Source organism: Hymenobacter sp. CRA2 (assembly GCF_002007105.1).
GTDB lineage: Bacteria > Bacteroidota > Bacteroidia > Cytophagales > Hymenobacteraceae > Solirubrum.
In genome coordinates this window covers 67,298-90,144 of sequence record NZ_MVBC01000001.1, presented here as the reverse complement: position 1 = coordinate 90,144, position 22,847 = coordinate 67,298, and the positions used below count along the sequence as shown (strand labels likewise).

The 22,847-nt window shown below is 63.0% G+C and carries 15 protein-coding genes; 5 read left to right on the top strand and 10 right to left on the bottom strand.

Translation table 11 applies throughout. The features are described from left to right. Positions 1-77 precede the first annotated feature (77 nt). From B0919_RS00330 to B0919_RS00320, 3 genes are all read right to left on the bottom strand, one after another. Positions 78-1,934 carry an ABC transporter ATP-binding protein gene (locus tag B0919_RS00330; RefSeq protein ID WP_078010204.1) on the bottom strand — a complete coding sequence of 619 codons (1,857 nt, stop codon included), beginning with the start codon at positions 1,932-1,934 and terminating at the stop codon, positions 78-80. A gap of 291 nt (positions 1,935-2,225) precedes the next feature. After that, entirely contained in the window at positions 2,226-2,585 is a 360-nt protein-coding gene (locus B0919_RS00325; protein ID WP_078010203.1) for an ADP-ribosylation/crystallin J1, read from the bottom strand. 135 nt (positions 2,586-2,720) lie between these two features. Then, on the bottom strand, positions 2,721-4,592 hold the full coding sequence (locus tag B0919_RS00320; protein WP_139361808.1) for a capsule assembly Wzi family protein: 1,872 nt from the start codon (positions 4,590-4,592) through the stop codon (positions 2,721-2,723). A 171-nt stretch (positions 4,593-4,763) separates the two neighbouring features. Here B0919_RS00320 and B0919_RS00315 point away from each other — a divergent pair, with 171 nt between their 5' ends. Next, positions 4,764-5,525, top strand: coding sequence for an alpha/beta fold hydrolase (locus B0919_RS00315; protein WP_078010202.1), 762 nt, complete (start codon positions 4,764-4,766; stop codon positions 5,523-5,525). Between the two features lie 152 nt (positions 5,526-5,677). Here the strand turns inward: B0919_RS00315 and B0919_RS00310 are convergent, their stop codons facing one another. The 3 genes from B0919_RS00310 to B0919_RS00300 form a co-directional block, all read right to left on the bottom strand. Then, complete coding sequence (locus tag B0919_RS00310) at positions 5,678-7,837, bottom strand: M48 family metallopeptidase (RefSeq protein WP_078010201.1); 2,160 nt, start codon at positions 7,835-7,837, stop codon at positions 5,678-5,680. Positions 7,838-7,930: 93 nt separating this feature from the next. Further along, the gene (locus B0919_RS00305; RefSeq protein ID WP_176132784.1) at positions 7,931-8,953 is read right to left on the bottom strand and encodes a TonB family protein; all 1,023 of its coding nucleotides are present in this window, start codon (positions 8,951-8,953) and stop codon (positions 7,931-7,933) included. Between the two features lie 197 nt (positions 8,954-9,150). Next, complete coding sequence (locus B0919_RS00300; RefSeq protein WP_078010199.1) at positions 9,151-10,146, bottom strand: aspartate-semialdehyde dehydrogenase; 996 nt, start codon at positions 10,144-10,146, stop codon at positions 9,151-9,153. A gap of 162 nt (positions 10,147-10,308) precedes the next feature. Between B0919_RS00300 and B0919_RS00295 the strand changes: the two genes are divergently transcribed. Beyond that, on the top strand, positions 10,309-12,912 hold the full coding sequence (locus B0919_RS00295) for a lamin tail domain-containing protein (protein ID WP_078010198.1): 2,604 nt from the start codon (positions 10,309-10,311) through the stop codon (positions 12,910-12,912). A gap of 738 nt (positions 12,913-13,650) precedes the next feature. Here the strand turns inward: B0919_RS00295 and B0919_RS00290 are convergent. Beyond that, the gene (locus B0919_RS00290) at positions 13,651-14,658 is read right to left on the bottom strand and encodes an LLM class flavin-dependent oxidoreductase (protein ID WP_078010197.1); all 1,008 of its coding nucleotides are present in this window, start codon (positions 14,656-14,658) and stop codon (positions 13,651-13,653) included. Positions 14,659-14,815: 157 nt separating this feature from the next. Between B0919_RS00290 and B0919_RS00285 the strand changes: the two genes are divergently transcribed. The 3 genes from B0919_RS00285 to B0919_RS00275 all read left to right on the top strand — a co-directional run bounded on the left by B0919_RS00285 (position 14,816) and on the right by B0919_RS00275 (position 18,094). Beyond that, the gene (locus tag B0919_RS00285; protein WP_078010196.1) at positions 14,816-16,276 is read left to right on the top strand and encodes a DUF1800 family protein; all 1,461 of its coding nucleotides are present in this window, start codon (positions 14,816-14,818) and stop codon (positions 16,274-16,276) included. A gap of 116 nt (positions 16,277-16,392) precedes the next feature. Further along, complete coding sequence (locus B0919_RS00280) at positions 16,393-17,601, top strand: DUF1501 domain-containing protein (protein ID WP_078010195.1); 1,209 nt, start codon at positions 16,393-16,395, stop codon at positions 17,599-17,601. An 82-nt stretch (positions 17,602-17,683) separates the two neighbouring features. Then, positions 17,684-18,094, top strand: coding sequence for a hypothetical protein (locus B0919_RS00275; RefSeq protein ID WP_139361807.1), 411 nt, complete (start codon positions 17,684-17,686; stop codon positions 18,092-18,094). 71 nt (positions 18,095-18,165) lie between these two features. Here the strand turns inward: B0919_RS00275 and B0919_RS00270 are convergent, their stop codons facing one another. The 3 genes from B0919_RS00270 to B0919_RS00260 form a co-directional block, all read right to left on the bottom strand. Beyond that, a complete protein-coding gene (locus B0919_RS00270; RefSeq protein ID WP_078010193.1) occupies positions 18,166-19,017 on the bottom strand; it encodes a transporter in 852 nt (283 codons plus the stop codon). Positions 19,018-19,104: 87 nt separating this feature from the next. Beyond that, on the bottom strand, positions 19,105-21,357 hold the full coding sequence (locus tag B0919_RS00265) for a TonB-dependent receptor (RefSeq protein WP_078010192.1): 2,253 nt from the start codon (positions 21,355-21,357) through the stop codon (positions 19,105-19,107). Between the two features lie 94 nt (positions 21,358-21,451). Continuing rightward, positions 21,452-22,828 carry an Nramp family divalent metal transporter gene (locus B0919_RS00260; RefSeq protein ID WP_078010191.1) on the bottom strand — a complete coding sequence of 459 codons (1,377 nt, stop codon included), beginning with the start codon at positions 22,826-22,828 and terminating at the stop codon, positions 21,452-21,454. Between the last annotated feature and the right edge of the window lie 19 nt (positions 22,829-22,847).

Below are 22,847 nucleotides of genomic sequence, written 5' to 3'. Positions count from 1 at the left end.
AGAAGCGCAACGAAGTGCGAAGCACTGCCCCTTAAAAACAGCGGTGCCCCGACTTTGAAATTGGGGCACCGCTGTTTTTAAGCCAGGGCCGGGTTGTTCTGCATCCGACTCAGGCGGGCGTACAGGCCGTCGGGGTGGAGCAAGAGTTCCTCGTGGGTGCCGCGCTCCACGATGCGGCCGTGCTGCAGCACCACGATTTCGTCGGCGTGCTGCACGGTGCTCAGGCGGTGGGCAATAACCAGCGAGGTGCGGCTCGTCATCAGGCGCGTGAGGGCTTCCTGCACCAGCTTTTCGCTTTCGGTGTCGAGGGCGGAGGTAGCCTCGTCGAGGATGAGAATGGGCGGGTTGCGCAGGATGGCGCGGGCGATACTCAGGCGTTGCCGCTGCCCGCCCGACAGGCGCGCGCCCCGGTCGCCGATCATGGTCTGGTAGCCTTCGGGCGAAGCCATGATGAACTCGTGGGCATTGGCAATTTTGGCCGCTTCGATGACATCAGCCTCCGTCGCATCCTGCTTGTTGAAGCGGATGTTGTTGAAAATGGTGTCGTTGAACAGGATGCTCTCCTGCGTGACGATGCCCATCTGCTCACGCACCGAGTGCACAGTGCAGTCGCGCAGGTCGTGGCCATCGATGAGGATCCGGCCTTCGGTCACGTCGTAGAAGCGCGGCACCAGATCGGCCAGGGTGCTCTTGCCGCCGCCCGAGGGGCCCACCAGCGCCACCGTCTTGCCCCGGGGCACGGTCAGGTTGATGTCGGCCAGCACCTGGCGCGCGTCGTCGCCGCCGTAGCTGAAGCCCACCTGGCGAAACTCGATCTGGCCCTGGAAAGCGGGCAGCGTTTCGGCGCCCGGCTTGTCCTGAATGCGCGGCTCGGTGTCGATGATGCTCAGCGTCCGCTCGCCGGCCACCAGGCCCCGCTGGATGTTGCTGAACGCGGACGACAGCGCCTTGGCCGGCACCAGCACCTGCGAAAACAGCACGATGTAAGTGATGAAGTTGGCCGCCGTCAGGTCCGATTCGCCGCCGAGCACGAGCGTACCACCAAAGTACAGCAGCGCCGCCACCACCGATACGCCGGCAAATTCCGAGAAGGGCGAGGCCAGGTCGCGGGTGTTGTCGATGCCGCGCTGGGCGCGGGCGTACTGCTCGTTTTGCTGGTGAAACTTATCCGTGATGTACGCCTCGGCATTGAAGGCCTTGATGACGCGCACCCCGCCCAGCGTCTCGTCAATCACCGAAAGCATGGTGCCCAGGGTGCTCTGGCTCTGCTTGGCCTGGTTGCGCAGGCGCTTGGAAATGCCCGCAATCAGCCCGCCCGAAATGGGTAGCAGGATAAGCGTGAACAGCGTCAGCTTCAAGGACATGAAGAACAACACCGCGAAGAAGCTGATGATACTCAGCGGCTCGCGGATGACGGCCGTGAGGGTGTTCACCACGGAGGTTTCCACTTCCTGCACGTCGTTGGTGAAGCGCGACATCAGGTCGCCCTTCTTGGTGGCGGAGAAGTAGCCCAGCTCCAACTGGGTCACGCGCTGGTACAAGGCCGCGCGCAGGTTACGGATGACGCGGGCGCGCACTTTGGCCAGCAGGCGCAGGCTCAGGTAGCGGAACACGTTGCTCAAAAACACCGAGCCAATGAGCAGCATGCACACCCAGGCCAGAGCGCTGAGGCGGCCCTGCGTCTCGATGACGCGCAGGAAGTGGTAGTTGAACGTGTCGGTGATGTACGACAGCGACAGGCTGAACGACGGCAACGCGCGCGGGGCCTCGGCCAGCATCTTGCCGGTCGTGTCGAAGAGGATGTTGAGCAGCGGAATCAGCATGCCGAAGTTGGCAATGCCAAAGAAGATGCCCAGTACGGTATACAGCAGGTACAGGGGCAAAAAGTCGGCGTAGGGCCGGGCAAACTGCAGAATGCGGAGGTAGATCTTCATCGGAACTGCAAAGGTAACCCCTGACGGGGCTACGCCGGCCGACGCAGCGCGGGGCAAAATACCTTAGCGAGCTGGCCCAGGAACCCATTGCTAAGAAACCGCCGCGCCCGACATCAACCACGGTTGATGTCGGGCGCGGCGGTTTTGTGCGCGGCAGGTATCGTTGCGTCGGCGCTACTTAGAGAAGCCGTTTGGGAAGTCTGCTTATTGGAAGTGGGCTGTCATCCTGAGCACAGCGAAGGATGACAGCTCTTAAACAGCTTTAAAGGCTGATGAGGAATAATCGGCCAGCTACTCGCGCCGGAATTCCTGCGCGACCTGAATCAGGCCGATGATGTGCTGGTTGAATTCGGCCAGGTCTTCGGCGGGCACCCACAGCTCGTCGTGCTCGGGGCCGCCCACGTTTTGCACCGGAAAGCGGCTGGCATAGGCCGCATCGACGGCGAAACGCAGCACGTAGCCTACGCCGTAGTAGGGCACGTTCCAGTCGCGGGCTATCTGGGCGGCGTAGGCTTCGTTGGTGACGGGGTAAAAAATCGGTTGCTCGGGCAGGCGCGGCGGGAAGGCCCGCCAGTCGGCGGCGGCAATCAGGTCAAGCTCGGCTTGGTTGACGGGGCGGTAGAGCGTAACGGTGGCGAGGGTATCGGTCATGTAATGAGCGAATGGAATAGCAGTGAAACAATGCAAGTCGGAGCCGGGCTTCAGTAGCAACTGCGGCCCAAAAATAGTGGTGCCGCGACTTGGGAGTCGCAGCACCACATCAGACGGCCCGAAATGCGCAGGGCGTTAGAATTCGTAGAGGCGCTGGGCCGCGTTCCAGCGCAGCGAAATGGACGGATAAACGTTGGTGCCAACGCCGCCCGATTGGTGACGGGCAATGACTTTGCCGTCGATCCACAGGTTGGGGCGCAACTGCCAGGTGGCGGTAAAGTCGGCGTGCACCAGCTGCACGGCATCTCCCTGGCCGACGGTGTTGCCGTAGTCCTGCACGCGGATGGTGTAGGGCAGCAGCGGGTTGTTGCCGTAGTTCAGGAGGCGGCCAAAGGTCGCGTCGCGGCCGTAGTCGGCGTAAAAGGCCTTGCCCACCAGCGTTAGGCGGGGCAGGGGCTGGTAAGCCAGCTGCCCGAACAGCTCCCACAGATTGGCCCCGATGGGATGGGCCAGCGGCTGCCCGTAGTGCTCGTAAGCGCGGTACAGGTCCTCGTGCTGGTAGGTGTAGGGGCGGATGTAGTTATATTCCACCTGCAGGTCCAGGTTGCGTACGCCGAACACGTCGATGTACTTGCCGCCGAGCTGGAAGGCCTGCTTGTTGGCCCACCAGCCCTTGCCGGCCCGCACTTCGCTCACTTTCAGCTCATCGAGCACCAGCTGGCCGTAAATCTGCGCGCGCTGCTTGATGTTCCAGCGGAAATCGGCCCCCAGAATGGCGTTGTCCTCCGAGCCGATGGCCTGCTCTACGCTGCGGTAAAAGATGATGGGGTTGAGGTACTGCAGCTCGAAGCGGCCCTTGCGGCGCCCGAACATGGTCGTCTCGAACAGCCCCACGTTCAGCCCCGGCGTGATGTCGACGCTGAGGTGGTGGAAGGCCATGTACTTCTTCTGGAAGACAGTGTCGGTGTTGATGCCGCCGCGGCGCGTACGCTCCGTGGTCAGCTCGGCAAAGATGTTCTGGTAGTTCAGCTTCCAGACGCGCGTGTTCAGCTTCAGGAAGAAGTACGGCGCCGAAAAATCCGACAGAATCAGCGAGCGGTAGCCGTTGCCGATGAAGTTCCGGTCGTGGCCCAGCTGCACGTTGATATGCTTGGTGGCTGCGTAGGTGATGTAGCCGCGGGCCGTGAGGAAGTCCAGCTGGTTGGTCTGGTTTTTAAAGTATTTCCAGTAGCCCTCGTGGGGCACGGCGTTGTCGCGGGCCACGCGGTCCTGTACGTACCCCGGTACCCGCTGCTGGGTGTCGGTGAAGTAGGTAAAGAAGCCCAGCCGCTGGTCGATGGTGCCCTCGATTTGCGCGCCGCGGGTGTTGGTGTAGAGCATGCCACCGTCGCCGCTGCCCACCTGGAAGTTCACCACCGGGTTCACGCGCAGCTGAAAGTCGGGCGTGTTGACGCTGTACAGGTCCGTCGGGGTGCGGTAGAAGTGCTTCAGCACCGGCCGCCGGCTCACGCTCAAGGCCTGCCCGGTGGGGTCGGTGACGTACTGCCAGTTGTCCTGCTGCAGGTAGCGCAGGTTGAAGCGGTCGGCCCGCGAAAGGCTGGGCTGCACCGAGACGGAGTCGCGGCCGGCGCGCTCGGCCAGCCGGGCCACGGCGGCGCGGTTGTAGGGCCGGTTCGAGGTGTGAATGTCGCCCAGCGAGTCGGGCCCGTACTTGATGGCGTACCGGTCGATGACGCGGTACACATCCGCATCGAGTGGGACGTACACCGGCGCCTGCAGCCGGGTTTTGGGCTCCGTGACGTCGATGCGGGCGGGAGCGGGCGTGGAAGTAATGACCAAAGGCGCGGCCGGAACGGCCACGGCCGGCCCCTCTACCGGGGCGGGGGCGGCCACGGGAGCCGGCGCGGCGGTGGTGCGGGCGGTATCGGTGGGCGTCTGGGCCAGCAGGGGCGTGGCCGCAGTGGCGAACAGCAGGCCGAGGCCCAGGCGGGGAAGAAGTTGAGGCATAAACGGGAGGTAAGCGGCCTGCATACGTACGCCGCCCGGGCGAAGCTACGCGGCCCCAAGGAAATATAGCCCGACAACGCCGCAGCCAGTTCCTTGGTATGCCGGGGCGCGGCGGCAACCCGCCGCAACGCGTAGCTTTGCTATCCTGTTACCTGCCCCCGTTACGCCGCCATGAGCACCGCCCAACCCACCATCGTGCTGCTGCACGGTTTTGCCGAAAGCCGCGAAGTCTGGACCGCCTTTACCCGCGACTTCCCCGACGAGTACCGCCTCGTGACACCCAATCTGCTCGGCTTCGGCACCAACGTGCACGACATCCGCGACTACTCCATGGAAGCCCAGGCACGCTACCTGGCCGATTACCTGCGCCAGCGCGGCGTGGAGCGGGCCGTGTTCGTGTGCCACAGCATGGGCGGCTACGTGGCCCTGGCTTTTGCCGAACGCTACCCCAACATGGTGGCCGGCCTGAGCCTGTTTCACTCCACGGCCCTGCCCGATACGGAGGAGCGCAAAGCCAACCGCGACAAAAACATCGACTTCGTGCAGCGCCACGGCGTGGAGAAGTTCATGGATTCCTTCGTGCGGCCGCTGTTTGCGCCCTCTAACCGCGAAAACCTCATCGATGAGCGGTGCTTTCTGGAAGAGCTGGGCAAGGCCACGCCGCAGGACAGCATCATCGGTGGCCTGAAAGCCATGAAGGCCCGCCCCGACCGTACCGAGGTGCTGCGTCACGCCCGCTTCCCGGTGCAGTTCATTATCGGCAAGGAAGATGTGGCCGTGACGGTGGACAGCCTGCTGCCGCAGATCAGCCTGCCGGCCGAAAGCCACGTGCTCATTCTGGAGAATGTGGGCCACGTGGGCTTCTTCGAAAAACCGGAAGTCACGCGCCGCGCCGTGCTGGACTTCGCCGGGCGTGTGTTCGGCCAGGAATAAAAGCACCCTGCCGGGAGCAGAAAGCATAAAAATCGGCTGTCATCCTGACGAAGAAAGGACCTTGCCACGCGTGAACGAGTCGTAACAACGACGGTCGTTCAGCAGTGATAAGGTCCTTTCTTCGTCAGGATGACAGACGGAAAAGAAACGGCTCAGTCAGCAGCTACAGTTGCTTCAGGTACTGCCGCCACAATGGGAGTTGCCGTAGCCGCGTGCTCTGCGGCGGCTTCTTCCTGCAGTCGCAGCACCACGCCCAGGTTCTTGTAGTACAGGCGGCGGTAGCGGTCCAGCGTCACTTCGAGCACGTGGCCGAAGCCGTTGAGCCAGTCGCCTGAGAGCACAGCGGCGGTGGGAAAGTGCAGGTCGCGCATCACGAAATCGGCGACGGTGGCCAGGTCTTCCAGGTGGCGCAGCGGCAGCAGCGTGGTGCTGCGGGCCGTGGTGATAAGCCCGAGCAGGCGCTGGCGCAGCTGCTCAAACTGCGTGACGTAGTGATTCACCTGGTTGGGCTGCACCTGCCCGGCCGCCATGATGCCATCTACCAATTGCTGCAGCTGCTGCAGCGCCTCACTCGTGAGCAGGATGCCCAGGCGCAGGTGCAGTTGCAGCGCGTAGCGGGCCTGCCAGGCGGCGCGGCGCTCCGGTTGCCCGGCCAGCAGGCGCCAGTGCAGCCCGGCGCAACGCTCGTCAAACTCGCTGAGCCACAGCTTGTGCGCCGATTCTTCGGCCTCCAGTTTCTTGGCTACTTCCCGGGCCTGGGCAGCCGGGTAGCTTACCCCGTCGACGGTGAAAGTGGCCTCGCGGGCCTCGCCGCTGATGAACAGCGCCAGCTTGGCCAAATCGTTTTTGCGGCTTTGGTGGGCTTCCATGCGCTGGCGCAACTCGGGGCCGTAGAGCTCCTGGCGCAGGGCCAGCAGGTCGCAGTCGGCGGGTAGTTTGGCTGCCAGCGCGTCCAGCTGTTCCGGTTCAATAAGGCTGATTACGCGCACGTCGTAGGTCTCGGCGTAGGCCTCGTCGTAAGTCAGCTCGGCGGTTTCGGCGGCCAGGAACTCTTCTACCTCGGCGGCGGGCCGTACGGGATGCTTGGCGGCGCTGTCTGGGTACAGCTTGCGGGTGACGAGCTGGCGCACTTCCTCAGGCCGCTGAAACAGCAGCCACGGCGACCGGTCATCGGCCGGAGCGGCCACGTAGGGCTGCTTGGCTGATTGCTCACGTAGGTAATCGGCCGGGTGGCTGGCGTACATTTCAGCCTTGGTTGTCACCTCCTCGGCGGTGAAGAGCTGGGCGGGCTGGGCTAAGGCCTCCGCGGCCGCGTGGCGGAAGGCCGGCGGCGCGGGCGGGCAGTCGGCCAGGCGCAGCTGCTGGTGGTAGTACACATCGTCCGACACCAGATTGTGCTCCAGCGCGGTGCCCAGCTGCCCCAGCGAGGTCTGGTAAGCCCAGCTGGCGCGGTTGATCTGGTACAGGGCATTCACGATGGCATCGGAGCCGGCCACCTGCACAGCCACGCGGTCGGCCTGGAACTCCATTTCGCGCGAGAGCGACGCGTGCACCAGGTTCACGCCGCGGTAGGCCAGCGCCAGCGCCTGGCGCACCAGCCACACCATGCCCGTGAGGCCCCAGGCCACGGCCGACACGCGCAAATCGAGCCGGCGCCACTCGGCCAGCAGCTCGTCCCACTTGTCGCGTCCGAATACCATATCGTGCAACAGGCGGTTGGCCGTGTACACGTAGCTGCCCAGGCGCATGCTGCGCTGGGCGAAGTGCCCGAACTCGTGGGCCAGCACGGCCTTAAACTCCGACAGCGTCAGTGCATTGACCAGCCCGGCGCCGATGAGCAGGCTTTTGCGCGCGGGCCACACCAGGCTCAGCAGCGGGTGCTGGTAAAACACGGCCGCGTTGACGTCGGGCGTGAGGTAGATGTGCTTGGGCCGCGGCGCGCCGGTTTCGGTGCACAGCTGCTCGATAAAGGCCACCAGCTCGGGGTGCGACTCCGGCACTAAGCGCAGGCGCTTGTCGTCCTCGTCCTTGTTCCACTTGAATGCGAACTTCAGCAGGAAGGCCGTGAGCATCAGCGCCGCTATGGCCAGCGCCAGGTGAAAAATCAGGCCCCAGAAGCTGTAGCTCTCGAAGCGGAACGTGGCCACCCAAACGAACAGCTTGATGCTGCCGGCCACCATGGCCACGTACACAGCCAGAAACAGCACGATGCTGAGCAACGTGGCCGTCACCAACAGACGGTAGCGGCCGGACGGTTTGGCCAGATCGGCCGGAACGTGGGCGGGGCCAGCGGGATAGAGCGCAGCCGACATGATAAACAGCGGATAAAGTGGGAAATCAACTTAAATGCGGCACCTAGAATAGCCGAAAAACCTCTCACAACCAAACGACCAGCTAGGCGGGGCTTAGCGCGAAGGTTTGAGGGAGAAGGTAATGGGCGCCACGAAGAAGCTGCGTACCGGGCGGCCCTGCTCCAGAGCCGGGTGCATGGGCGGCAGCTGCGCGGCCACGCGCAGGGCTTCGGCATCGATGGACGGATACACCGACTGAATAATCAGCGGGTTTTCCACTCGCCCGGTCTCGCTGACTTCGAACAGCATCAGTACTTTGCCCTGCATGCGCGCCCGTAGCGCGTCGGCCGGGTAGCGGATGTTCTGAGCCAGGAACTGCGCGAACGATGCGTTGCCGCCTTCCACAGCGGGCAGCTCATCGGGAAACAGCCGCAGCTGGGGTAGCAGGCCCACCGTGCCGGCTTTGCCGTCGAAGAGCACCGGCACCAGTGCGTTGCTGCGCACCGGCTGGCTGTTGCGCTGGCCGGGTTGCCAGGTGAGGCCCGTGCGCAGGCCGGCGAGGGCCGCGTCGGTGAGTTCCTGCTGTAGCTGCTTGGCTTGCGCAGCCTGGCCTTTAGGCGTCTGCTTGTCGTGCATCAGCGTCATAAGGCGCGTGCCGGTGACCTGCCCCAGCGAATCCACGTCGACGCGCACGAAGACCAGGGCCGAGGCCTGGGCCTGCCGGGCCGCTTCGGGGTAGGGGAGTTTGGTTTTTACATGCTGCTCCAACGCCGCCTGCCCACCCACGGGGCGGGGCATATGCACCTGCGTGGCCGGGCGCGGGCTGGTGAGCAAGGGCTGTACGGTCGGCAAGCGGAAGAGAATGGGCAATGTCTGCACCACGCTTACGGGCCGCCCGTTTTGGCGGCCCGGCTCCCAGGCGGGCATGGCCTGCACGGCCCGCAGCGCTTCCGCGTCGAGCAAGGGCTGGCTGCCTTTCACCACCTGCGCCTGCTCCACGGCGCCGGCAGCATTGACGATGAAGCTCACGAATACCCGCCCTTCGAGGCGCTGGGCCACGGCTTCGGCCGGGTACTCCATGTGCCGGCGCAGGTAGGCCAGCGCCGAATCGGCCCCGCCGCCGTGGAATTTCGGCATTTGCTCCGCGAAGGTGTAGGCGGCGGTAGCGGTTTTGGGCGCCGTAGCCGGGCTAGGGGATTGACCAAGGGCAGTGGCTGCGAGTAATAAGCTGGCACCGCTGAATAAGAACCGGGGGAATAGCATAGCCACAAAAATAAAGCCCGGGTCGCCGTATATCGGCGGGCCCGGGCCTTTTTTGGCGCGAAGCCGGGGCGTTACTTGATCAGCCCCTGCTTCAGCAGGTATTCGGCAATCTGCACGGCGTTGGTAGCGGCGCCCTTGCGCAGGTTGTCGGCTACTACCCACATGTTCAGGGTGTTCGGCTGCGATTCGTCGCGGCGCAGGCGGCCCACCAGCACGGCGTCCTTGCCGTGGGCGTCCTTGGGCATGGGGTACTTGTTGTTGGCCGGGTCGTCGACCACCTCCACGCCCTCGGTGCTTTCCAGCAGCCGGCGCACCTCGGCCAGGTCGAAGTCCTTGGCAAATTCCACGTTTACCGCCTCCGAGTGGCCGCCCATCACCGGGATGCGCACGGTGGTGGCCGTCACGCGGATGGTGTCGTCGCCCATGATTTTCTTGGTCTCCTTCACCATTTTCATCTCCTCCTTGGTGTAGCCGTTGTCCTCGAACACGTCGATGTGCGGCAGCACGTTCAGGTCGATGCGGTGGGGGTAGGCCTGCGAGGTGACTTCGCCGCCGGCACGCTCCTGCATAAGCTGGTCCACGGCTTTCTTGCCGGTGCCCGTCACGCTCTGGTAGGTACTCACCACCACGCGCTCCACCTTGTAGGCTTCGTGCAGTTTGCTGAGGGCCACCACCATCTGAATGGTCGAGCAGTTGGGATTGGCAATGATTTTATCCTCCGCCGTGAGCACCTGAGCGTTGACTTCGGGCACCACCAGCTTCTTCGAGGGGTCCATGCGCCAGGCCGAGGAGTTGTCGATAACCACCGTGCCCACTTCGGCGAAACGCGGCGCCTGCTCCTTGCTCACCGAGCCGCCAGCCGAGAAAATAGCAATGGCCGGCTGCGCCCGGATGGCGTCGTCCATGCTCACCACGGGGTACTGTTTGCCCTTAAAAGTGATGAGCTGGCCCACTGATTTCTCGGAGGCTACGGGCAGGAGTTCGGTTACGGGGAAGTTGCGCTCCTCGAGCACTTTCAGCATCTCGCCACCTACGAGACCGGTGGCGCCAACAACGGCTACTTTCATCTTCAGTATCAGCGAAAAACCGCTTCGGGTGAAGCGGCCCGCAAAATTGGTTAAAAGTGCGCGGAATTGCAGCCAATGGTTTAGCTTGCGTACCGGTGCGAAGTGGCCGCTGCTGAGTTGCGGGCCTTGGCATCAGGCTTTTATATCTATCCCGCGCTGCCTATGCTGCACCGTTTACTCTGCATTCTGACGCTAGCCCTGTGCGCCCTGCCCGCCGCCGCCCAGCTTACCGACAACTTCACTGACGGTGACTTTACCCAGAACCCCGCCTGGACGGGCGACGCCACGTCGTTTCAGGTGAGCAGCCAGCAGCTGCAAAGCAATGGCCCGGCTGTGACCGGCACCCAGATTCAGCTGGTGACGCCGGTGCAGGCTGCAGTAGGCACCACCTGGGAGTTCTGGGCCAATCTGCGCCTGGCCACCTCCAGCGGCAACCTCGCCGACGTGTGGCTCATCTCCGAGCAGGCCGACCTCAAGGCCAGCGGCAACCGCGGCTACTTCGTGCGCCTCGGCGGCACGCCCGACGAAGTGGCCCTGTTTCGCAAAGACGCCACCGGTAGCACCGTCTATGTCATCAACGGGCAGGACGGCACCATCGGCTCGAGTACCAACAACCTGGTGCGCATACGCGTGACGCGCAGCACTGCCGGCGCCTGGACGCTGGAGCGCGACCTAACCGGGGGCACTACCTTCGCCAGTGAAGGCTCGGCTACCGACGATACCTACCAGCGCAGCCAGTACGTGGGCGTGCTGCTGACTTACTCCTCGGCCAACAACCGCGCCTTTTCCTTCGACGACTTTCGCGTGACGGACACCGGCGCCCCGCTGCTGACGCGGGCCGCGGCCGTGAGTAGCACCGTCGTCGATGCGCTGTTCAACGAGCCCGTAGCAGCCAATACCGCGGCCAGCGCCTTCCGCCTCACCAACGGTGCAGTGCCCACTGGCATCATCCGCGACCCGCAGGACCCCGGGCTGGTGCACCTGACCTTCGCCGGCTCGCTGCCACTGGGTACCAGCACCGTGGAAGCGCGTAGCGTGGCGGACCTGTACGGCAACGTGGTGGCCGGGCCGCTCACGGCCAGCTTTACCTACAACGGCACGCCCGTCGTGCCCGGCTTCAACCAGCTGCTCATCACCGAAATCTTCGCTGATGAAAGCCCGCAGATAGGCTTGCCCGCGTCAGAGTTCATCGAGATTTACAATCCTTCGGCCACCAATCCGCTGGACCTTGGCGGCGTGCGCCTGCAAAAGCCCGGCGGCACGGCGGCCGTGTTCGGCAGCGGCACGCTGCTGCCGGGCGAGTACGCGTTGGTGTGCGCCAGCACCCGCGTCACGCAGTTTGCCAGCTACGGCAAAGTGTTCGGGCTGACGAACTTTCCGGCCCTGACCAACAGCGGCGACCAGCTGCTGCTGCGCGGCCGAGACGGGCGCACCATCTTCGAAGTGCGCTACGCCGACACCTGGTACCGCGACAACCGCAAAAAAGACGGCGGCTGGAGCCTGGAAATGGTGGATACCGGCAACCCCTGCGGCGGCATGGAAAACTGGACGGCCAGCAACGACGTGAGCGGGGGCACGCCCGGCCGCCAGAATTCGGTGCGGGCAGCCAACCCTGACCAAACGCCTCCCGCGCTGCTGCGCGCCTTGGCCTCTACACCCACGCTGCTGCGGCTGACCTTCGCCGAAAAGCTAGATAGCGCCCTCACCGCCAACGCCGCGTTGTACAGCCTGCCTAACGGCGGCCCCACCGTGTTGCGCGTAGCCCCCGTGCCGTCCGACTTCCGTACCGTGGAACTGACTCTGGCGGCCCCGCTGGCGGTAAATCAGCCCTACACCGTGACCGTGCAGCGCGCCACCGACTGCGCTGGCAACGCCGCTGGTCCGCTCACTTCGGGCACCATCGCCCTGCCCTCGGTAGCCGTAGCCGGCGACGTAGTGATCAATGAAATCCTGTTCAATCCGCGCACCGGGGCTTACGACTTCGTGGAGCTGCTGAACCGCTCCAGTAAGTACGTGGATCTGCAGGGCTGGACCATAGCCCGCGAAAAGCCCGACGGTACCATCGAGCAGCAACCCATCACCAACGACCCCTACGTGCTGGCGCCCGGCCAGCTGGTAGTGCTGACGGAGCGCCCCGACGTGGTGCAGGCCCAGTACCCCACCAGCAACGACCCAGCGACTTTCCTGCCGGCCATCGATCTGCCCACCTACCCTGACGACGCAGGTGTAGTGCTGGTGTACAACGCTCAAAACGTGCTCATCGACCGGCTGGCCTACTCGGAAAGCATGCACTTGGCCCTGCTCGATACCCGCGACGGAGTTTCGTTGGAGCGTATCCGCACCGATGGGCCGAGCACAGCCACCAACTTCCACTCCGCCGCCGGCAGCGCAGGCTACGCCTCGCCCGGCCGCCGCAACTCGCAGTACCAGCAGGACCCCACCAGCAGTCAGCAATTCGCCGTGGAGCCCGAGGTATTCACCCCCGACGAGGACGGCCAGCAGGACTTCACCACGCTCACCTACCGCCTCGACGGCACCGGCTACGCCGCCAGCGTGACCGTGTACGACGCCCAGGGCCGCCTCATGCGCCGCCTCGTGCGCAACGAGACGCTGGCCACCACCGGCTTTTTCCAGTGGGACGGCCTCACCGACAGCAACCGCAAGGCGCCCATCGGCTACTACGTGCTGCACATTGAACTGTACAAGCCCGGCGGTAGCCAGAAAAAGGAGTACAAGAAGACGGTAGTGCTCGGCGCGCGGCTGTAACTAATTACAACAGATTCACAAACGATTTATCGGACATTTAGAGAGGAGACGCATATTTGCGTCTCCTCGTTGAACAGTAACGCCCCAACGGCCCGGACGATTAGACGCAAGCAGGCGTCTCTATACCGTTCTTGAAACTGCTGTAATCATCCTAATTAGGCTACTGTGCTTTAATACCCTTTTAATTGCTTCTTGCTCAAAGGTGATAAAAAATAGCGCACAGTTTTGTGGTCTAATTTGTACACTTTATTATTCCATAATAGCTTTTGTCCAGCGTCTATAAATGCCTTGTTTTCTGTGTTGTCGTCGAAACTAATGACGTAAACTAGTTTTATGTGTCTGTGATAAAAAACCTCACTCGTTGACAAGCTTAAAACTTGTATGCTTTTTGAAAATTTTTCAAAAAACGATGAGGGATTTTTTAAATAAAAGCTCGTGTCATGGTGAATTAGGATGGAGGAAGAATCTATATGAGCTCTTGTTGATTTATTGAAGGGTATGTAGTAAATGCGTATTGCCTTGACATTTTTTATCTCTTGTCTATGATGGGCGGTTGACGTGTCCTGTTGGATGCTTGTAGGGATAATAGCTGGCATTTGGGGTAATAGCATCTGTTGATAGATCTATGTTGTGCTAAGCTTCTGTTGAGGCAAAGTGAGGTATTTGCTTTGGTCAACTATTAGGAAAGCCTGCTTCAGCAAGCTTGGCACAACATAAATCTAAATTCAACAATATTTTTTAAACTGGCTTACCCACCGACGCCAGAATCTCATAAGACCGCAGCCGAGCTGCCGGCTCGTAAATATGCCCTACGGCCAATAATTCATCAATCTGCGTGGCGTCGGCGAAGCGCTGCACCTGCTGGCGCAGCTTCTCCGGCCCACCGATAAAGGAATAGCTCATCATCATGCGCACCGATTCCTCCTCGATGTCGCTCCACAGGCCGTCCATGCTGTCGACGGGCGGCTGCAAGGGGCGCGAAGTGCCGCGCACGATGTTGGTAGCCAGCTGGTAGAACGAGGTGGCCAGGCGTTCGGCTTCGGCGTCAGTGTCAGCAGCAATGACGTTGACGCAGGCCGCGGCGCAGGGCTTGTCCAGGTACTGCGAAGGGCGGAAGTTTTCGCGGTACAGCATCATGGCGGCCTGCAACTGGGCTGGCGCAAAGTGGCTGGCAAAGGCGAAAGGCAGGCCCAGGTACGCGGCCAACTGGGCGCTGTAGGTGCTGGAGCCCAGCAGCCAGACCGGCACATTCGACCCCTCGCCGGGAATGGCGCGCACGCGGGCGCCGCGGTTGTCAGCCGAGAGGTAGGTCAGCAGCTCCTGCACGTTCTGCGGAAAGTCGTTGACGGAGCCCTGCAGGTCGCGGCGCAGGGCATGGGCGGTGAGCTGGTCGGTGCCGGGGGCGCGGCCCAGGCCCAGGTCGATGCGGCCGGGGTAAAGCGCGGCCAGCGTGCCGAACTGCTCGGCCACGATGAGCGGGGCATGGTTGGGCAGCATGATGCCGCCCGAGCCTACGCGAATGGTGGACGTGCCGCCGGCAATGTGGCCGATCAGTACCGCCGTGGCCGAACTGGCAATGCTGGCCATATTGTGGTGCTCGGCCAGCCAGAAGCGTTTGTAGCCCCATTGCTCGGCGTGCTGAGCCAGGGCGAGGCTGTCGCGGAAAGTATCAGAAGGCGTGTGGCCTTCGCGAATGGCTGCCAGATCCAGAATGGACAAGGGCAGCTCGGAAAGGTTCTTGGGCATCGGTATCAGAAGTAGCTGCCAGAACAGCCGGCGCGGACGGCTTGTTTCTGCCCGTCGTTTTTACGTGGTTACTGATTGGTTACCCATACCGGCGAATTGCCGCGCTCATTTACGGCTCACCACTTAAACCTATGACGCCGCGGCGCGTCCAAACACTATGACGACGCAGCAACAGGTGCAACACTTGCTCTGGCGCGCGGCCTTCGGACCGCGTCCGCAGGACGTAGCCGCCGGCCTCACACCGCGCAAGATGCTCCGGCAGCTGTTGCGCGACTCCGAGGCCTACACCCCGCTCGATAGCCCATCGATGCGCTACCAAGAGCAACTGGCTATGGCACCCGTGCCCACCATGGACCTGCGCCAGGACCCGCCGGCGCCCGCCCTGAAAAAAGGCGAGCTGACACCCGAGCAGCGCAAGGCGCAGAATCAGCAGATCCGCGACGCCTTTTATGCCATGAACACCGGCTGGATGGCGCGCATGGCCACCTCGCCGGCCCAGCTACGCGAGAAGCTGACCTTCTTCTGGCACGGGCACTTTGCCACCAACATCCGCCGCCGCGGTGCGGCCCTGCAGCTGAACAACACTCTGCGGCGGCTGGCCCTGGGCAAGTTTTCGGATTTGCTGCTGGCCGTGAGCCGGGAGCCGGCCATGTTACAGTTTCTCAACAACCAGCAAAACCGCAAGCAGCGCCCCAACGAAAACTTCGCCCGCGAGGTGATGGAGCTGTTCACCATCGGCCGCGGGCACTACACCGAGCAGGACATCAAGGAAGCCGCCCGCGCCTTCACCGGTTGGGGCTACGACGCGCAGGGGCAGTTTCAGTTCCGGCCCCGGCAGCACGATGAAGGCCTGAAAACCTTCATGGGCCAGACCGGCAACTTCGGCGGCGAGGACGTGCTGCGCATCATCCTGGAGCGGCGCGAAACGGCCACGTTTCTGACCACCAAGCTCTACCGCTTCTTCGTCAGCGACCAGCCCAACGCCGCGCACATCCAGCCGCTGGCTGAAGCCTTTTACCGCTCCGGCTACGACATCCGGGACCTGATGGAGCGCATGTTTTCCGCCGATTGGTTTTACGCGCCGCCGAATGTGGGCACGCGCATCAAGTCGCCAGTGGAGCTGCTGGTGGGCCTGCAGCGGCAGGCCGGACTCGCCCCAGCCGACGCGCAGAAGCTCATATTCTGGCAGAAAGCCCTCGGCCAGACCTTATTTCGGCCGCCGAACGTGGCCGGCTGGCCCGGCGGCCGCAGCTGGATTGATTCCTCGTCGCTGCTGCTGCGTCTGCAACTGCCGCAGGTCATGCTGAAGCAGGCCGAAATCAACATCGCGCTGAAGGACGACGAAAACGACCTGACGCCCCAGTTGCCGCGCGCCGCGCGCCTGCTGCGCAGCCGCGGCAAAACGGCCGATGAGGCGCCCGTGAGCCTGACCACCGTAGCGTCGCTGCTTACCAAAGTGCCGCCGGAGCGGCAGGCTGCCACGCTGTCGAGCTTCCTGCTGCAAACGCCGTTGCGCCCCGAAAATCAGGCCCTGCTGGCGCAGGCGACACCAGCCGGGGGCAGCCTGCGCCAGCAGTTGGGCACGTTGCTTTCCCTGCCCGAGTACCAATTGATGTAATGCTGCGCTGCGTCGAGTAAAATCAGGCCGTCATGTCGAGCTGGGCGAGACATCTCGCTCGACATGACGGCCTGATTTTACTTCCTTGTCTTCCGCTTCACGCCTAACCCTCCGCCATGACTTCCCGCCGCGACTTCCTGAAAACTTCCGCGCTGGCCAGCACGCTGCTGTTTGTGCCGCGCTTTCTGCACCGGCTCGATGCTCAGGCGCTGCCCTCGCTGCAGGACGCTGGTGGCCGGCGCCTCGTGGTGGTGCAGCTCAGCGGCGGCAACGACGGCCTGAATACCATCGTGCCTTACCGCAACGATTTGTACTACCGGGCCCGGCCCACACTGGCGCTGCGCGAGCAAAGCGGACTGCTGGCGTTGGAAAAGGACCTCGCACTGAACCCCCACATGACCGCGCTCAAGGGCCTTTACGACCAGGGCCGCCTCACCGTGCTCAACAGCGTGGGCTACCCCAACCCCGACCGTTCGCACTTCCGCTCCATGGACATCTGGCAGACCGGCTCGGCCGCCGACGAGTACCTGAGCACCGGCTGGCTCGGCCGCTACCTCGACGCGGCCTGCACGGGCTGCGCCACCGGCCACACCGGCATCGAAGTGGACGACACGCTGAGCCTGGCCATGAAGGGCCACACGCGCAAAGGGCTGGCGCTGAAGAACCCCAAGAAGCTGCACGAAGTGACGAAAAGCCGCCTGCTGACTGCCGCCAGCCGCGAAACGGCGCCCACCGGGATAGGGGAGTTGGACTACCTATACAAGACTTTGGCCGAAACGGCTTCGTCGGCTGATTACCTCTACGAGAAGAGCAAGATCTACCAGTCTAGGACCAGCTACCCGAATACGGAGTTTGCCAAGAGCCTCAAAACCACCGCCGAGCTGATCAACTCCGGCCTGGATACGCGGGTGTACTACACCTCGCTCACCGGCTTCGATACGCACGTGCGCCAGCAGGAGCAGCAGGGCAAGCTGCTCAAGGACCTTTCCGACGGGCTCGGTGCTTTCGTGGAGGATCTGCAGCAGGCCGGCAACCTCGACAGCACGCTGATTCTGGTGTTTTCGGAATTTGGCCGCCGCGTGAGCCAAAACGCCAGCAACGGCACCGACCACGGCACGGCCAACAACGTGCTGCTGCTCGGGGGCCAGCTGCGCCAGCCCGGCGTGGCCAACAACGCCCCCAATTTAGCCGACCTCGACGCCGGCGACCTGCGCTACCAAGTCGACTTCCGCAGCGTGTACGCCGCCGTGCTGCGTGACTGGCTAGGGACTGATAATCAGGCAATCATGAGCTCGTCGGTTGCACCCTTGGCGGGGTTAGTATAAATACGTAAAAATCAGACTCGGCAATATCCTGTTGATAGCCAGGGCGTAATAAAGCGTGTTCACCAACTACACACTGAACACCATGAAAATCCTGTCTCCATCCGCCCACGGCGTGCTCGATTACATCACTGTAGCTTTTTTCGCCCTCGCGCCGACGCTTTTCGACCTTCAACACCCGTACTCGACCGCCTTCTACGTGCTGGCTGCGGGTTACCTGCTCATTGCCCTGATGACGGACTATCCGCTGGGCTTTATGCGCATGATTCCGTTTCCGCTGCACGGCGGCTTCGAACTGGTTAGCGGCTTGGTATTTATCGTACTGCCCTTCCTGTTTGGCTTCTCCGATGAGGAGCCCGTTGCTCGTAACCTGTTCGTGGGTTCGGGTATCTTCTTCCTGCTCTCGTGGCTGATGACCGACTGGAAAGGCGTGGGCTCCCACGCCAACGAGCGTCCGCGCACTGGCTCGCTCATGACCGATATGGGCCGTCACTAAGGTGGTAGCTCCATTAATAAAGAAAGGCGGCCGAACCAACTGGTTCGGCCGCCTTTTTTGCGCCCCAGCGGTTAGCGCCGGTACGTAAATCCAACGAAGAATTCCCGGTCGGTTTCGCGGTTCAGCGCCAGGTGGGCGCCCAGGTCGAATTGCAGGTTGTCGGTGACGTTGATGATGGGCGCCACGTTTACCGAGCTGCGCCAACCCCAATGCTGCGCGTCCCAGCGCGTAACGCCTTCCACCATCAACGAAAACGTGTCGTTGAAATCGTGTTCCAGGGCGGCAGAGGGCACCACGCCCAAGTAGTGGCTGCTCGACTCCCGGTCGTAGTTCAGCTTGCCCTCCAGCTGCGCCTCGAAGTCCCAGTGGTGGCCCAGGTTCACGTCGACGGGTACGATCAGCCCGCCTTCCACGCCGCCGTCGCCGGCCTGGCCGCCGGTGGGCAGCCGCACCCAGCCCACCGTGCCAAGGGCCACGGGGCATTCTTCGTCGTCGCCGATGAAGTTGTGCTTCAGGCGCACGGCTACGTCGCCGAAGCCGCGGTGCCGCTCCCAGTTCGGGTCATCGGCCTGGCGCTGCTTCTGCGCCGAGAAAAAGGGCACTTCCAACTGTATGTCGGTGCGCCGGCTTAGGCCCAGCTTGGCCATGGCGTAGGCCGCGTGCCACTCCCGTTCGCGCTGGTCGGCGTCGCGGCGGTTGACGAGGCGGATGCCATCGGTTTCGAGCTGAAAGTGGCCGGCATCCACCGTAAACGGGCTTTCGGTGACGCCGGGGCGGTCGGGCCGCAGCTCGCGCAATTGATTGCGCGGTACGGGCTTGAATAGGGAGAAATGCGCCGAGTCGTAGGGCGAGGAGCCGCCTGACTGCGCTTGCCCGGCGGCACCCCAGAGCAGGAGCGCGGCGAGGCTAAGAAAACGGTACATGGGGGAGGGGGAATGGGATTCTTCCCCGCATACGCACGGCCGGGCTTACGGATGTGTCAGGGGCTGGTCGGCTGCCCAAATCCGTATTTATAGCACGTAGCGGACGCCTAGAAAGCCGCGCCGTCCTTGTACTGGTGCGTAGTTATACTCGGTGTCAAAGCTGTAGCCGTTGGGATTATCCTGGTTTATGCGCTTGTCGAAGGGGTCGAAGGGGCGCATCAGTACGTGGCGCGGCAGGAAGTTGAGCAGATTTTTTACGCCGCCGTACGCTTCGAGGTGCTTGCTCAACTGCTTGGTCAGCTGTAGGTTTTGCAGCGAGTACCACGGCGAGCGGGCCGGTCGGTAATCATTGGGCTGCACGGGCAGGTGCATGGGGCCGGTGACGAGGCCGGTGTAGTCCACGGAAAGGCCCCAGCGCGGCCAGGAATAAGAAGCCGCGAAGGTGCCCGAGAAACCCGGCGTTTGCACCTGCCGAAGGCGCTCCGGACGCGCGGGCTCACGGCGGAATACGTCCAGCAGCGTCACGCCCCCGATGAGCTTCAGGGCCGAAGTCAGCGTCCAATCCACATTCAGCGTCAGTCCGCGCGACACGGCGTAGCCGCGCAGGTTGCGGTAGATTATCTGGTTAGGGTCGGTGTCGTAGTCCGGTGTGATTTTGTTGGTGAAATAGGTCCAGAACAGGCTGGCATCCAGCACCAGCGGCCGGGCGTCGGGCCCTAGTTGCTGCGTAAAGTTCAGGGTACCGTTCCAGGAGCGTTCGGGACGTAGCTGCTCGGCCACTATCACCCTGCGGGCGCCGGTCAGGGCGGCGTGGTCCTCGGTAAACAGGTTCACCACCCGAAAGCCGTTGCCTACGCCCAGGCGCACCACACGGCGGTTGTCGTCGGTGCCCCACTTGTAATTGGCGCGGCCCGAGGGCACCAGCCCGTGGCGCGGGTCGTGGTCGAGGCGCAGGCCGGTGAGCAGCGTCGTGTGCTCAGTCAGGCGCCACTCGTCCTGCCCGAACACGCCCGGCAGGCGTACCTGGTCGGGGCGGTTGCGGAGGGTTTCGCCGGCGCCTTCGGCCGTAGCGGGGCTGTTGTCGTCGTACCAGGTGTAGCGGTAGGCCGTGCCCAGCAACAGCTGGTGCCGGATGCTAAGCGGTTTGTTCCACGTGAGCTGCCCGAAGCCCACGTGCTGGGTGGCTTGGTAGCGGGTGAGGCCGTAGGCCGAATTCTGCTGGTGGCGGTTGTAGGAGCCGCTGAGCAGCAGCTTTTCCCGCTTCACCGGCAGCTGATATTGGCCCAGCAGCTCGTAGCGGTTGGTGTAAATACTCTCCCCGTACACGCTGTCGGTGCCCCGAAACTCGGGCCGCCAGCCCAGCTGCCCGCCAAACCGGTCCTCGTAATAGTAGCGGGCCGCCAGCGTCGCAGGCCGGTTGTCGGGCCGCTCCAGGCTCCACTTGTTAAACACCGACACGCGCTGCTGCGTGGGCACGTCGGTAAAGCCGTCGAGATTTACATCGCGGTGCCGGTCGTAGCCGAAGACGTTGGTAGTCAACAGGGTGGTGGCTTTGCCGAATCGGGCCCGGGTACCGGCGTCCAGGTTCAGCTCGCCAAAGGAGGTGCCGAACACATCCACGCTCAGCGGCGGCGCTTTCTGCGGGCTTTTGGTAATGACGTTGATCAGCCCGCCCACCGCTTCCGAGCCGTACAACGTGGAGGCCGGCCCCTTTACTACCTCGATGCGCTCTACCATGCTATTGGGGATGCCGCTTAGCCCGTACACTGTGCTCAGCGCCGACACAATGGGCATGCCGTCGATCAGCACCATGGTGTAGGGCCCTTCCAGCCCGTTGATGTGGATGTCGCCGGTGTTGCACACGCTGCAGTTCAGCTGCGGGCGTACTCCGTTCACCAGCGCTAGGTTCTCAAACAGGCTGGGAGCAGGGTTCTTCTGGAAATACTTCGGCGTGTACAGCTCCACTGGTACCGGCGACTCGCTTTTCACCACTTCCCCGAGCGTGCCGCTCACGACCACGTCGGCTAGCTCACTGCTGGCCGGCACCAGCAGCACCAGCTGGTGCGTGGCCTGGTCAGCTCTGATTTCCACCGTTTGCTCGGCCGGGCGGTACCCCAGCGCCGTAACGACCAGTTGATGCGTACCCGCTGGAATCTTCGCCAGGGCAAAGCTGCCGTGTTCATTCGCCGTGGTGCCTATGGTGGTGCCTTTCAGCCCAACGCTGGCAAAAGGCACGGGCTGCCCGCCGGCGCGCACCGAGCCGTGCAAGCTGCCGGTCGGCGTTTGGGCGGCGGCACGTATCATCCACAGGAAGAGAAACAAGAGTAAGCTTAGGCGCATGGTTTAGTCGGATTAGGTATTTTTATTTAGACGGGTCTAAATCTGAAAATGGCCACAAAAAAGCGGCGTACGACCAGCGCACACCGCTTCTGAGTTAGAGCCCGAACGTTTGGAGCAGTAGGTAGCCGTTCAGGGCAACGATAATGACCGTTACGGCCCACGCAGTGATTTTCACCCACGGGCGGTTGACGAAAATGCCCATTTTGCGGCGGTCCGACGTGAAGAGGACCAGGGGCACCACGGCAAAACTGAGCTGCAGCGACAGGATAACCTGGCTCAGCACCAGCAGCTCGCCGGTGCCCTTCTCTCCGTAGATGAGCGTCACCACAAATGCCGGCACCACCGCAATCAGGCGCGTAATCAGCCGGCGCACCCAGGGTTTGAGCTTCAGGTTCAGAAAACCCTCCATCACGATTTGGCCCGCCAGCGTACCCGTCAGGGTAGAGTTCTGGCCCGATGCTAGTAGTGCTACGGCAAACAGCATGCTGGCGGCTCCGGCCCCGAGTACCGGCGTCAGCAGCTCGTGGGCTTGGTTGATGTCGGCTACGTCGTGGCGGCCGATGCGGTGAAAGGCCGCCGCCGACAGCACCAGAATGGCCGCATTGACGAAGAAGGCCAAAAACAGCGCCACCGTCGAGTCGATGGTAGCAAACTTCACGGCCATGCGTTTGCCCGGTTCGTCGCGGTCGAAAGCACGTGTCTGCACCACGCTGGAGTGCAGATACAGGTTGTGCGGCATCACGGTGGCGCCCAGAATCCCGATGGCAACGTAGAGCATGCCGGGGTTGGTCACAATTTCCGTGTGCGGCACCAGCCCTTTCGCCAGCGCCGCCCAGTCGGGCCGCGACACGATTACTTCGTAGGCGAAGCAGGCGAAAATAACGGCAATCAGCCCAGCCACAAGGCCTTCGATCAGCCGGAAGCCCCGGTTCTGGAAGTATAGCACCACCAGCACATCCAGGATGGTGAGTAGCACCCCCACGGCCAGCGGAATGCCGAACAGCAGGTTTAGGGCAATGGCCGAGCCGATGACTTCGGCCAAGTCGCAGGCGGCAATGGCTATTTCGCACAGTACCCACAAGGCCAAGGCCACCGGGCGGGAGTAATGGTCGCGGCAGGCCTGAGCCAGGTCGCGCCCCGTAACTATGCCCAGCTTGGCCGCCAAATGCTGCAGCAGCATGGCAAACAGGTTGGACAGCAGCACCACCGAGAGCAGCGTGTAGCCGTAGCGGGCCCCACCAGCCAGATCGGTGGCCCAGTTGCCGGGGTCCATATAGCCCACGGCTACCATCAGGCCCGGCCCCCAAAACGCTAGCAACTTCCGCCAAAACGAAGCGCCGTGACCCGGCACGCGGATAGATGCGTATACATCCCCCAGGGAAGGCGCAATGCGGCGCTGACGCCATCCGGGTTCGTCGGGCGCTTCCACAACCGCGGGCGGAACCGGAGAGCTGGTATTGGTAGGTATCATTAAGTCAGAGTCTTCGCGC